Source organism: Variovorax sp. P4_D9 (assembly GCF_056401695.1).
This window is the reverse complement of the sequence record NZ_JBFUIU010000216.1, coordinates 1-12,209: the sequence shown is the minus strand read 5'-3', so window position 1 is coordinate 12,209 and position 12,209 is coordinate 1. Positions and strand designations below refer to the sequence as shown.

Annotated in this window: 16 protein-coding genes and 1 pseudogene; 7 read left to right on the top strand and 10 right to left on the bottom strand. The window is 63.4% G+C overall.

Annotated elements, in window-relative coordinates; translation table 11 throughout:
- Positions 1–160 precede the first annotated feature (160 nt).
- The 9 genes from AC1DY5_RS22705 to AC1DY5_RS22665 all read right to left on the bottom strand — a co-directional run bounded on the left by AC1DY5_RS22705 (position 161) and on the right by AC1DY5_RS22665 (position 6,708).
- Entirely contained in the window at positions 161–610 is a 450-nt protein-coding gene (locus AC1DY5_RS22705; protein ID WP_478114987.1) for an Sbal_3080 family lipoprotein, read from the bottom strand.
- A 163-nt stretch (positions 611–773) separates the two neighbouring features.
- Positions 774–1,685 (bottom strand): amino acid ABC transporter substrate-binding protein, encoded by a 912-nt coding sequence (locus AC1DY5_RS22700; protein ID WP_478114986.1) that lies wholly within the window; start codon positions 1,683–1,685, stop codon positions 774–776.
- 10 nt (positions 1,686–1,695) lie between these two features.
- Positions 1,696–2,127 (bottom strand): VOC family protein, encoded by a 432-nt coding sequence (locus AC1DY5_RS22695; protein WP_478114985.1) that lies wholly within the window; start codon positions 2,125–2,127, stop codon positions 1,696–1,698.
- 214 nt (positions 2,128–2,341) lie between these two features.
- Positions 2,342–3,244, bottom strand: a complete 903-nt coding sequence (locus AC1DY5_RS22690; RefSeq protein ID WP_478114983.1) for a LysR family transcriptional regulator — start codon at positions 3,242–3,244, stop codon at positions 2,342–2,344.
- Between the two features lie 121 nt (positions 3,245–3,365).
- Positions 3,366–3,953, bottom strand: a complete 588-nt coding sequence (locus AC1DY5_RS22685) for a flavin reductase family protein (protein WP_478114981.1) — start codon at positions 3,951–3,953, stop codon at positions 3,366–3,368.
- A 74-nt stretch (positions 3,954–4,027) separates the two neighbouring features.
- On the bottom strand, positions 4,028–4,666 hold the full coding sequence (locus AC1DY5_RS22680) for an NAD(P)H-binding protein (protein WP_478114988.1): 639 nt from the start codon (positions 4,664–4,666) through the stop codon (positions 4,028–4,030).
- Between the two features lie 89 nt (positions 4,667–4,755).
- The gene (locus tag AC1DY5_RS22675) at positions 4,756–5,043 is read right to left on the bottom strand and encodes a nuclear transport factor 2 family protein (protein ID WP_478114979.1); all 288 of its coding nucleotides are present in this window, start codon (positions 5,041–5,043) and stop codon (positions 4,756–4,758) included.
- A 191-nt stretch (positions 5,044–5,234) separates the two neighbouring features.
- A complete protein-coding gene (cnbZ, locus tag AC1DY5_RS22670; protein WP_478114977.1) occupies positions 5,235–6,035 on the bottom strand; it encodes a 2-amino-5-chloromuconate deaminase CnbZ in 801 nt (266 codons plus the stop codon).
- A 19-nt stretch (positions 6,036–6,054) separates the two neighbouring features.
- Positions 6,055–6,708, bottom strand: coding sequence for an SDR family oxidoreductase (locus tag AC1DY5_RS22665; RefSeq protein ID WP_478114975.1), 654 nt, complete (start codon positions 6,706–6,708; stop codon positions 6,055–6,057).
- Positions 6,709–6,789: 81 nt separating this feature from the next.
- On the opposite strand from AC1DY5_RS22665, the gene AC1DY5_RS22660 reads away from it, so the two are divergent.
- The gene (locus tag AC1DY5_RS22660) at positions 6,790–7,716 is read left to right on the top strand and encodes a LysR family transcriptional regulator (protein WP_478114973.1); all 927 of its coding nucleotides are present in this window, start codon (positions 6,790–6,792) and stop codon (positions 7,714–7,716) included.
- A 347-nt stretch (positions 7,717–8,063) separates the two neighbouring features.
- On the opposite strand, the gene AC1DY5_RS22655 is transcribed toward AC1DY5_RS22660, so the two are convergent.
- On the bottom strand, positions 8,064–8,711 hold the full coding sequence (locus AC1DY5_RS22655; protein WP_478114971.1) for a glutathione S-transferase family protein: 648 nt from the start codon (positions 8,709–8,711) through the stop codon (positions 8,064–8,066).
- Positions 8,712–8,906: 195 nt separating this feature from the next.
- Here AC1DY5_RS22655 and AC1DY5_RS22650 point away from each other — a divergent pair, with 195 nt between their 5' ends.
- The 6 genes and pseudogenes from AC1DY5_RS22650 to AC1DY5_RS22625 all read left to right on the top strand — a co-directional run.
- Positions 8,907–9,176: a hypothetical protein gene (locus AC1DY5_RS22650; RefSeq protein ID WP_478114969.1), complete on the top strand. Its 270-nt coding sequence runs from the start codon at positions 8,907–8,909 to the stop codon at positions 9,174–9,176.
- 29 nt (positions 9,177–9,205) lie between these two features.
- Positions 9,206–9,637: a hypothetical protein gene (locus AC1DY5_RS22645; protein WP_478114967.1), complete on the top strand. Its 432-nt coding sequence runs from the start codon at positions 9,206–9,208 to the stop codon at positions 9,635–9,637.
- Position 9,638: 1 nt separating this feature from the next.
- Entirely contained in the window at positions 9,639–9,860 is a 222-nt protein-coding gene (locus AC1DY5_RS22640) for a hypothetical protein (RefSeq protein ID WP_478114966.1), read from the top strand.
- Positions 9,861–9,918: 58 nt separating this feature from the next.
- Positions 9,919–10,203: pseudogene (locus AC1DY5_RS22635) on the top strand (CHC2 zinc finger domain-containing protein); the annotation flags it as partial.
- Between the two features lie 70 nt (positions 10,204–10,273).
- Complete coding sequence (locus tag AC1DY5_RS22630; RefSeq protein ID WP_478114965.1) at positions 10,274–11,815, top strand: DNA primase; 1,542 nt, start codon at positions 10,274–10,276, stop codon at positions 11,813–11,815.
- Positions 11,816–12,012: 197 nt separating this feature from the next.
- Positions 12,013–12,209: helix-turn-helix domain-containing protein (locus AC1DY5_RS22625; protein WP_478114963.1), on the top strand; the 197-nt coding region annotated here is incomplete at its 3' end.

Sequence of the window (12,209 nt, the reverse complement as noted above, 5' to 3'; positions counted from 1 at the left end):
GCCTTCCTCGGAGGGCCTGCCCTGCGCCCGCCTGCCGGCCGGCGCACGGGTGGAATGTTGGCTTTTGGGGCGACTCTGGCCAGAGAGCGAAGCGCTTAAAGGAAAACTGGAGGGAGGTGACGAACTTCCGCTGTTGGCCGACAGCCGCCCTGACGGTCGGTTAGCCTGGACCCTTCAGGCCAGCCAGCATCTTGTCCATGATGGGGTCGATTTTGAAGGCCGCACCTCGCCATTTGTCTGGGCTGATGCCGCCGCCGCCGAAGACGCCAGATGGAAGGGCATAAGTGGCTTCGCCGACTAGCTCGCGGTCACGATAGAGCGAGATTCGCGCGTCCGACATGAACGCCTTCAGGTCCCAACGTCGCGATGCAGCATATGTCACTCGGTATGGGCAGGGGGCAGGAGAAGCATCGAACACGCGCGTCGCAATGCCGTGGCGCCTGAAGGCGTCCTCAATCGGAGGCAGCAGGTCCTCGACGTACACATCAGCGTTGCGCTCAATGCGAACGGTCTCGATCTTGATCGCCGTCACGGGCCTGACCGTCGTCGTGCTAGCACAGGCTGCCAGGAGCGCGGCAACGCTCAAGACTAAAAGACGCGAGGCGCTCATCGGTTTCCCAGTTTGATTGATTGCATGCGCGGTGAATGTTGCGCTGGTGCATGTTGTAGCGGAATGTACTGAGCCCAAGAGCCGCCTCCTTCCACCCATAGGAAAACTGGAAGCCCGTGACGAAGTTCCGTACACGGACGCCCCGCGGTCTTGTCCATCCTCCCTATCGCGCCTCGTAGTCTTCCATCGGCTTGTCGGTGGGGTTGGCCCATGCCGCCTTCGTCAACGCGCTTGCCGGCAGTCCCACCTTCGAGTTGTTGGGAGGAATGGGTTGCATGAACCATTTGTCATAGATGCGAGCAACTTCGCCGCTCTTCGCCAACGACACGATGCTCTGATCGACGAGCTTCTTGAAGGCGAGATCGCCCTTGGGAATCATGATCGCGATTGGCTCGACGCTGAGGATCTGGTCCAGTAACTTGTACTGTGCCGGCTCCCTGCTCTTGGAGATAAGAGTGGCCAGGATCTGGCCGTCGGCGGCAAAGCCTTCTGCACGGCCCGACTCGAGCAGCAGGAATCCTTCGCTGTTGTCCTTGGCGAGGACCTCGCTCATGTCGTTCCCGCTATCGCGCTTCAGCTTCCTCAGGACTTGCACGGAGGTGCTCCCTGTGGTCGCGGCCACGGTCTTGCCGGAAAGCTGAGCCGGGGTCTCAATTCCGGAGGTCGACTTGACCGCAATGCGAACGCCTTCCACATACAGCGTGGGAGCGAACGTCACGTCTTTCTGACGAGCCGCGTTGTTCGTCGTGGTCCCGCATTCGATGTCGACGGTCCCGTTCACGACAAGTGGAATGCGATTCTGCGGCGTGACCAACTGGTAGTTCACATTGAGCTTGTCGAGTTGTACTGCCTTCTTGATGTCGGCAATAATGCGCTCGCAGATCTCGACATGAAAGCCCGTGTACTTGCCGGGGCCCAAGGTGAACGACATCGCGCCCGAGGCGTCGCGCACGCCGACGGCAATGGAACCTGACTCCTTGATCTTCTTCAGCGTATCGGTTTGCGCAGCAGCAGAGCCGAAGAACGTCAGGAGTGCGCCGGCGATGGCAGCAACGCAAAGGTATTGTTTCTTCATGACCGAGCTTTCAGACGGCGAACAACGAGTCCAGGTCCGCAAACGACTTCATCTCGATGGCATTGCCTGACGGATCGAGAAAGAACATCGTGGCTTGTTCGCCCGGCTCACCCTTGAATCGGATGTAGGGCTCGATGACGAACTTGGTCTGACGGGCCACGAGCTTGTCAGCCATGGCTCGCCATTGGTCCATCGGCAGGATCGCGCCAAAGTGGCGTACCGGCACGTCGTGGCCGTCGACGGCGCTGTGCTGCCGATGACCGCATTCGTCCGGCGCCAGATGCGCCACGATCTGGTGACCATAGAAATCGAAATCGACCCATTCGGGCGCGCTTCGCCCCTCTGGACAACCCAGCAGGTCGCCGTAGAAGGCACGCGCCTCGGCAATGTCGCGAACAGGAAAGGCCAGGTGAAACGGGATCCGCACGGTGGGAGCAGTCATGGTGGTCATCGCAGTAGGAGTTCAGGACGAGAGAACTCTACGCACCTGTCGGCATAACCGAAAGCGATATGTTTTTTTACTGAGCTACACTTTTATTTGTGCATTGATTTGGCGACGATACGCGCGCATGCCGCAGCGTGAGTACCTGGGCCAGCATCGGATAGAGACGCATGACTCGCGTCCGCGGTCACCTCGGATGCATGCGAAGGCGCGCTCAGGGGTCGACTTCCGCCTCGGCTCTCTTCCCGATGACTGCGTAGGCGTTACGCACCAGGTGCGCCAGCAAGCGCGCGGCCTCGCTCAGACTGCGCTCGGATCGATGGACGATCCCGATCTCGCGATAGAAGGTGTGCTCCCCAAGATCGACGGCGCGCACCGCCGCAGGCCAGCGTCGTTGGTTGTAAGTCTGGGGAACCAGCGCAACGCCGAGGCCGTTGGCCACCAGCCTGACGATTGCATCCAGTTCGTCGAGCTCGCAGACTTCCTGAACGGCAATGTGCGTGGCGCGCAAGAAGCGATCCACCTGCCTTCCGCCGAAAGAGGCCCGGTCATAGCGGACGAAGGGCTGAGCGGAAAGTAGCTCGGCCCAATCGCTACCTTCGACACGCCGCGGCACCAGCAATCGGAACGGCTCGCGCGCGAGCGTGGTCCAGCGAAGGTCACTCGGCAGCGAGAACGGGGGGCGGATGATGGCTGCCATGTCGATCTTTCCCGCATCGACCAGATTCAGCATCTCCATCGACAGGCCTGGAACAACGCGCGTATGGCAGCCTGGCGACTGCTTGTGGAACAGCGCCAGTGCGTCAGGCAACAGCAGGCGTTGCACTGACGCGATCGCGCCGATGTTGACGGACTCGCTCGCACGCTGGCCCACGCGCCGTGAGCCCAAGTTGTTGTAGAGGAGGATCAGTTCCTGCGCCCGAGCGAGAGTCTGGTGGCCCATCGTGTTCAGGTGCGCCGATCGCCCGGTGCGATCGAACAGGGCAAAGCCAAACTCTTGTTCCAGCCGCTGCATCTGTGCACTCACGGCCGCCTGTGTCAGCCCGATTTTCTGGCCTGCAGCGGCGAAGGTGCCCTCTCGGGCCACGGCGACAAAGGTTTTCAGCTCGCGGATCATTCATAAGCTCCAGTAATGCTGACATCAATAATATATTGATTTTCTTGGTGCTTATGCTCCCTGAAAGCCCACGGGGTGCGCCGCTCCGGCGCCTGTCAATCTTCGAGTCCAGCGCGCTTCGTCAGTTCGACTTGCCCGCGTTGGCATCCAGTGCCTCGCCGATCGCATAGAAATGCCCACCTGCGATGTAGTGCAAGCTGTGCCACGCCGGGTCGGCATTTTCGAAGTTCCAGTGCCCGCCCTCGAAGGCACGCGTGTCCGACCATGCGCCGGTGATTTCGCCGATGAACAAGTCGTAGGTCTGCTGGTTGTGGGGCTCGGGAATGAGCTTGCAGGCAAGCCAAGCTGAGCATCCGGCAACGAATGGAAGGTCGTAGCCGTCGATCTTGAACAGATCCACACCACTGCGTTCCAGTTTGTCTGGCTCTTTGAACAGGCTGCGATGTCCCGTCTGGTACGTGAGCTGCAGTTGTGCCGCGGTGGGAACCTGAATGACAAAGGTTCCGCTCTTCTCGACGAGCTCGCGGGTCTTGGCAATTTTGTCCAGGACGACGGTCAGCTTCGGCGGTGTGTAGTCCAGGGCGCAGGCCCAGGCTGCAGCCATCACGTTGTCCACGCCATCGTGGTGTGAAGACACCAGGATCGTGGGGCCATGATTGAGCAGGCGGTACGCTTTCTCCAATGGGACCGGCGCAATGTGTCTGTTCATAAAGGCTCCTTGGAAGTCGTGCCCGGCGCGCGCGTCGTGAGACCGGAAACTTGGAATGTTGAGTCGCCATTCAGTTAAACCAATGGGCGCCCGCAAACCAGCCGGTCCGAGGTCACGACGTGGGCGCCAGGCTCTGGATTGACCGCAGCCTCGATCAAGGCCTGGGCAATTTGCGGTGCCGGGTTCACGCGCCAGCGGTGCGGTAGTATGGGACCGGCCAGCGTCAGGCCAAGCACCAGCAAGCGCTCGCCCAAGCGGAACTCGTTCCGTTGCCCGCCGATTGCCCCCGGCCGCACGAACGTCAGCGACTTGAAGCCTTCGCCAGCGAGCTCCTGTTCCAGCTCACCCTTGACTCGGTTGTAGAAGAAGCGCGAGGACACGTCCGCGCCGATGGCCGAATTCAGCACGTAGATGCACGCACCATGCCGACGGGCCACGGCCAATGGGTAGCCATGATCCACGCGGCGAAAGGCTTCACGGGAACCGGCGGCTCGCATGGTGGTGCCCAGCGCGCAGATGACCGCGTCCACCCGCCACCAGGCGGCATCTTCGGGCAAGTGGTCGAAATCCACGCGCGGAGACTGCAGCTTGGGGTGCTCCGGCAAAGCACGACGGGAGGGCACTACCACCGCGCCGATCCTTGGATCGGCCAGCGCCAGTTCCATGACATGGCGCCCGACCAGCCCAGTCGCGCCGATGAGGAGCAGTTGCAGCATGACTTCAAAGATGCGCGTCTGCGATCAATCACGCGCCCGCCGCTGGACGGCCTCACCAACCGGAGACATGCCGGTTGACGTTCCGCTCACGCGTCGTGCGTGTGATAGATCTTGCTGACGATGATCCATTTGCCATCGACCTTCAGGAGGTTGAAGAAGTCCGTGAAGCGGAAGCCGGAAATGTTGTCGGTATCGACGCGTGCACTGGCAGCAGTGCCCACGATATCGATGCGAATAATGGAGGCCTTGGCTTCGGGCGAGGGGCGAAACGAGCTGTCGATGGTGTCGAAGAGGCCCTGGATCGGGCCGCCGGCCAGTTTGTTGTCACCATCGACGCCGAAGATGGTCGCCTGCGCGTCGAACGCCGGCTTCATGATGCGCTGTCGGCCATGGCCCCGCCGTCGTTGTACTTGTTCAGCACCTCGACGATAGCGTTGTATTCCTGGACAAAGGTGGGATTGCTCATGTGATGACTCCTGTGGGAAATAGAGAGAGGGAACGTTGTCCTTGGGCGCCAGCTTGGGAAGCCGGATGTATGGGCGGCTCGCCGTATCGGTGCTGGCCGCTAGAGGCCGGTCACGATCAGGTCGCGCCTCGCCCCGCGCGCCTCGAGTTCCACTTCGCCGCCGGCGATGGGCGGGCGCGCCCGATACACCACCACGCCCTGGCGCAGCGCCTCGCCCAATCCACCGAGAAGGGCCGGCTCCCAGAGTCCGGGAATTTCATGCGCATGGAAGATGGCAACCTGGTGCACATCGCTCCATGACAGCCCCAGCTGCGCCAGACTGGCAGCGGTCACGTCGATGGTGTAGCGGGCACGCTGGCGCATGGCCGCCGGGCTCGTATCGCCTTTGGCGATGACCTGGCCATCCGGAGCGATGTCCGCCGTGCCGGACAAGCAGAAGCCACCCTCCTCCGACGATCCGGGCGCGGTGTAGCTGAAGGCGCACATGGATGCGGCCTTCGGCGCATGCGTCGCCAGCGCGATGTTCGAGCGGCACACCCCGCTGAGTTCGCCGTGCATCAATCTCCAGCCGCGCAGTTGCTCCAGGTACGGGGTGTTGAAGTCCGACCAGTCCTTGCGCGTCAGCGGCGTCGGCACGCGCATCTCGRTGCCGCAGAACGCCTGCACCGGACGTCCCACGCTCTTCAGGTAGGACTCGATGAACGGATAAGCCTGGTCGAGCGGCAGCCAAGTCTGCAGCTGCACGCGCACCACCTCGAAGCCCTGATAGGGCACGATGCCGGTGCAGTATGCGACACCGCCGGGCAGGATCCTGTAACTGCCTTCCGCGTTGTCGAGCAGCGACGCCGCGGCGGCGGCCGAGTCAAGGCCGAGCGAAGAATGAGGTGATCCCACTTGCATGGCGATGTCCTTTGCGAGATCAGTTGGAGTACTTCACTTCCGCCGTCCAGGCGTCATTCGGCTGGCTGTGGAGTTGCCAGAACCGCTCGCCCACGGCCTCCGCCTCCCTGGTGTCCGGCGTCACGAGGGCGGCGACGGTCACGGTGGCGATGTGAATGCCCTGCGCCTTGCACTGCTCGAAGAGGCCGAGTGTCAGCGCCCGGATGCCGGCCTTGCCAAGACTCAGCGACAGGAAGTCCGGACTCGGATGAAGCCCGAAGCCTCCGCCGGTCAGCAAGATGGTCCCCGCGCCGCGCGCAGCCATCTTCGGAACAACGGCCTGCGCCGCCGCAAGCGCGCCACCGATGTTGACCGCGAGATCGCCGACGAAGGTGTCGAGCGGCTGTGCGGCGAGCGTCGCCCGACGGATGTTCGCCGCGTTGTAGTGGAGCACGTCGACCGCGCCGTACTGCGCTTCCACGTCCGCCACCAGTGCCGCGACACTCGCGAGTTCGCTCGCATCCACCGTCTTGGCCTCGGCCTCGTAGCCCTTCGCCTTCAGGCGCTCGGCCAATGCCCCCGTGTTGTCGGCACGTCGCGCGCTCAGGACGGCCCGGAAGCCTTCGCGGGCAAACCGCTCTGCGGTCGCGAGGCCCATGCCGGGACCTGTGCCGATGCTGAGGAATGTCTTCATGCATTGCCTTCTCAATTGCTTGGTGCTGTCAGTTTAAACATGCACGATCAATAGATAATCGGAAGTTGGCACACAACTATCATGCAAAAAATGCAGGAATTGCGGGACCGGGTCAGCCTTGAGGAATTGGCGAGCTTCGTGGCCGTCGCGGAGGCCAGCAGCTTCACCGACGCCGCCAGGAAGATCGGGCGAGATGCCACGGTCATCTCGCGGCGTGTCGGCCAGCTCGAGCAACGTCTGGGCGTGCGCCTCCTGTCGCGCACGACGCGTCGCGTTGCCATGACCGAGGTCGGTGCGCTCTACTACCGCCGCGTCCGGGGCTTGCTTGATGACCTGGACAGCGCAAGCCTGGAGGCCAGCAACTTCGCGGCGAGTCCGCAGGGACTGTTGCGCATGTCTCTGCCTGTGACCTTCGGGCGGCGATGGGTCGCGCCGCTGCTGCCGGCGTTCATTGCGCAGCATCCACGCATTCGCGTCGATGCGCGCTTCATCGATCGTTACGTCGACGTGGTCGCCGAAGGAATCGATGTCGCGATCCGCGTCGGGTCCTTGCGCGACAGTTCTCTTACCGCGCGCAAGATCGCATCATTTCGGAACCTGCTCGTCGCGGCGCCGGCCTACGTCGCCGCGCACGGGCAGCCTGCGACGCCGGATGAACTGGCGAAGCACGCGTGCCTCGGATTCACCAGCAATCCGTCTTGGCCGGACTGGACACTAAAGAAAGACGGTCAGCGCAAGACCGTGCGCCCGACGGGCCCGCTTGTTGCCGACAGCTCGGAAGCGCTGCTGCTGGCGGCGATCGCAGGCACTGGCATCATTCTGACGCCCGACTGGCTGGCGGGGCCTGCCATGCGCGCCGGAGAACTCGTCGAGATCCTTCCCGACTGGCAAGGTTCAGAGGAAGGCGGTGTGTACGCGATCATGCCGCCGGGTCGGCTAGTGCCTACGAAGACGCGCGTCTTCGTGGATGAGATCACCCGATCCATCCAAGCCGGCTGGGTTCGGTAAGCGGAGCCGCCGGGATACGCACGCACCTACGAAGGCAAGATCTGCAAGACCACCATGTTCGTTGACACCGACAGTCAGGATGACTTCGCGAGATGGTCCGAACGATGCGGAACGTCGCCGATTGTTAGCCGCTAGAAATCCGCCGTGAGGCAAATTACCGCTTAAACCGTGCTCGGCGCCATGCGACCATCGCGCAGCGCGCCGTCGAACCTGCGCAATCTCCAATATCGCGCCATTGGAGCTTCGCTTGTGCGTTACGCCTACGTCGCTTTAGGCCGGTCGCCGTCCGCGAATTCGTGGACGCGCGCGGGATCGACTTCGTGTAACTGGTAGCCATGCTGCCAGTATCAGCCCTCTTCCACCCGAGCCAGATACCTCTCCATCGTTCGACGCCAAGCGGCCCGAGACAAGCAACGGTCGCGATAGTTCCGGACGTTTCCATAGGGCTCCAGCAACCGTTCGTCCCTGACCTCGGTGAGCACATGCGACATGAGGATGTCGGCCACCGTGAAAGTGTCGGTGGCCACGAACTCACGGCCCTCCAGCCAGCGCTCCAGTCCGGTAAACAAGTGTTTCGCCCAGTCCACCATGAACTGCCTGGGCTTGGCCGCGCCTGCGTCACCGTCGGCAGTCCAGTCGATGAAGAGGATGCTCATCAGCGGCAGTTCGACGGAGTTCATTGCTGCCAGGCACCAGCGGACAACCTGCGCCTCGCCCGCGGGATCGCTTGGGATCAACTTATTCGCCTTCTTCGCAAGGTAGATCAGAATCGCCGCCGATTCGGACAGCACGATCCCGTCGTCATCGATCGCCGGAATCTGCTCGAAGGGACTCAGCCTGCGGTAGGCATCTGTCTTGAGTTCATGCGCCGGATGGTCCATGCCGACGAGCTCGAACGGCATCTGCATTTCTTCGAGTGCCCACAGAACCCGCAGGTCCCGGGTGTGGCCGCGGGCGACCGAGTTGACGCGTGAGAATCCATAGACCTTGAGCACGTTTCTACTCTCCAGCGTGTGCCGTCGATTCAAGGGCAGGGAGCAATCTTGTGAACGATGCCATGGGATCTCCTGGCTGCGGTCCAGGCGCCAGTGTCGGGCGATCCGCGCCGCGGATTCAGCGGGAAATTACTCATAGCGGCGTAGGAACGGCGGACATGCGGACTGCCCCTCAGAAGTTGCCGCGGCATAAGCGTGGCCGACCTCATGCGCTGCGCCGGCCTCACGCACGGCGGCTTCTACCGCCACTTCGGCCCGCGCGACGAACTGGTCGACGAGGCCGTCGAGCGCGCATTGCAGGACGGCAGCGTGGCGGTCGAGATGTCCTGGAGTTGGGTTACGCGCCGACCGTCCGGTTGTGGCCGTCAGCGGCATTTCCCGGAGGATGCCACAAGGCAACGAAGACGACCCCGAAGGGTTTCGTTCGCGCGGCTGACCTATCGCGATTGGGGTCGCCGTCAGTAGACTGGTGCGCAAGAAGAGAAATCGCTCACATGCACACGTCCCTTGAATCCCTCGCCCCCCTGCGCCAGCTCATCGCGGCGCGTATGGCCACAATCGACGAGAGCTTCGCGCCACGTCAGGACGGCTCCCTCCCCTACGCCGACGGCGACTCGGACAGCGCCCGCGTGCTCATTCGCCAGCACACGATACTGACGGACCTGAAGGAAGCCGTCGCGATCGGCGTGAACACGCTGGACTTCACCTTCGAGGGCGAGTTCGACCCGGTCGAAGACTCGCTCGCGCCAGAAGGTGAGACGGCCTTCGAGAAGAACAAGGCGCTGCACGAGATCGCACTGGCCGGCATCGAGCCCATCATCGCCGCCGCGCGCGCCGCCGGCATCGCCATCCACGCCCCGGAACTCGAGCAGGAAGCCGAGGCGGTCACGGACGATCAGCCCGTAGGAGAGCGCCTTGGCGGCTAACATGAACGAGCGGCTGCGCTCCGCTGCGACCGTGTTCGACAAGTTGCGCTCGCGCCGCGCCGGCACGCGCATCGGCACCCTTTTCGATCGGCCGATTCACGATTTCATCGAAAACCGGGACGGAGCGCGCTGGACGTTCGACGGAAAGCTTTTTGCCGGCCGCGTGCTGGCGCCATCGGACATCGTCCATCACCAGGCGGTCTACGCGCAGGTGGCGTGCTGAGATGCTGAGCGAGCGCCCACAGGCAGGCGCCCATGCCGGAGGTGGCGGCAGCCGCAGCATCGACGGATTGGTCATAGATCAGATCAAGCAGCGGGTCGACATCGTCGAGGTCGTCGGCCGGCACGTGGAGCTGAAGCGCGCCGGCGGTGCGCTCTTCAGGGGCCTGTGTCCTTTCCACACTGAGCGCTCGCCTTCCTTCACCGTCACGCCCACGCGCCAGAGCTACCACTGCTTCGGCTGCGGCGCCCACGGCGACGCCGTCCAGTTCCTGATGGAGATGGAGGGCATGTCCTTCCGCGAAACCATCGAGGACATGGCCCAGGCGGCAGGTGTCGCGATTCCTGCGCCGGACCCGCACGCACCGGTGGTCAGCCGCCCAGCGCCCGATGTGAAGAAGGCCATGCAACCTGGCCATGGACATTGCGGCGAACCGGTATTCCGGGGAACTCGCTGGCGCGCTTGAGCTGATCCGCGCTCGGCCGGACGCCGCCGGCTTCCAGGCCGACAGCGCTCGCTACGTCCATGCGAAGCGCGGCATTCACCAGACCAGCATCGACCGTTTCCGCATCGGCCTCGCGCCGAAAGGCTGGGACACCCTCAGGGACTTGGCCTGGCCGCGCGAGACGTTTGCCCCGGGCGACCAGGACGCAGCCAAGACGCTCGCCGCGGTGGATCTGATCCGCCCCCGAGAGCAACGTGATGCCGATGCTTCGACCGCCTCGGCACYGACACCGTCCGCTACACCAGCGCGCAAGGCCTTTGGATTTCCCGGCGCCAAGCCGGTTGCCGCAGCGCCGGCATCGCCCTCCGGGCCCACGTCCTACTACGACACGTTCCGCGCGCGCCTCATCTTCCCGGTGCGGGACACGGCAGGGAAGATCGTTGCCTTCGGCGGACGCAGGCTCGTCGAGGAAAGCTCCGCCGCCAAGTACCTGAACAGCGCCGAGACGCCGATCTTCCACAAGAGCCACGTCCTGTACGGCCTGTTCGAGGCTCGCGAGGCGATCCGCAAGGCGAAGCGCGCCCACGTGGTCGAGGGCTACATGGACGTCGTGATGCTCGCGCAGTACGGCGTGGAGAACGCCGTTGCCTCCATGGGCACGGCCATGACCGAGAGTCAGCTGCAGACGCTGCYTCGCTTCACCGACTGCGTGATCTTCGTGTTCGACGGCGACGCCGCCGGCCAGAAGGCTGCACGCAAGGCGGCCGAGACCGTGCTGCCTCTGGTGCGAGCGAACCACGACATCCGCATCCTGACGCTCCCCGACGGCCAGGATCCCGACGAGTTCGTGCGCACGCACGGTCGAGAGGCCTTCGACGAGCTGGTGGAGAAATCGGCCAAGTCGCTCTCGTTCTTCCTGCGCGACCAGCTGCTCGAGGAATGCGGCGGCGCGAAGACGCCCGAGCAGCGCGCCCGCTTTCAACAGCGCTTCCAGCAGATCCTCAAGCTCATGAGCGCCGACCAGACCCTGGCCAAGGAGTACTGGAAGATGTTCCAGCAGGTTCTGAACGGCGGCGATGCCCGCGCGGCTCAGCCAGGCGCCGCCGGCGCGCCGCCGACTGGCTTTCGCAGGCCGGCCTTCACCACACCCGTTCGTGCGCCGGTGATCAGTGCCGCGGAAAGCTCGGTCGTGGCCAAGCTTCGCGACGCCGTGCGCCTGGCGCCCGAGGTCGCGCTTCAGGTCCGCGAGGCCATCATCGAACTCCTCGACCAAGAAGACCCCGCGGAGCTGCGCCTGCAGAAGGACTTGGACGCCTTGGGCGAGGCGATGCCGGCTCAGCGGGCCGCCGAGGGCTCGCCTGAATGGCTCTTTGCCCGCGACGCCCTCCTCTCGAACGCAGACCTCTTCGAGGGCCACCGCAGGGAGCAGGTGCGCGCCGAGCTCAAGGCGCAGCGCGCGAGCGGCGAGATCTCCACGGCCGACTACATTCGCGAGCTTCGCGAATTGGGATGAAACTACGGCCATGCAGCACCAGGAAATCGACGCTCGGAGCTTGGCAATGCACAAGCTCGCGGTGAAGTTGATTCGTCAAGAGCCCCAGCGACTCGAGCACGCGCGCTCGACAGTGAAACGGTGGCTCGTTACTCAGCAGTCGATAATTTAGGCTACAAAAGATCACCACGACAATCGAATTGATGATTCAATAGCGCATGAAACGAGATGGCCGCACGCTGGATCACAAAACGCTTGAAGAGATTCGCCTGATGGCGGTGGAGCGAGTTCGCGATGGAGAGAAGCCTTCTGCGGTGATTGCCGCCTACGGCTTCAGCCGCACGACGATCTACAAATGGCTGAAGGCCTCGTCGGGTCGAGGCAAGGGTCGGGTCGAGGCAAGGGACTCAAGGCG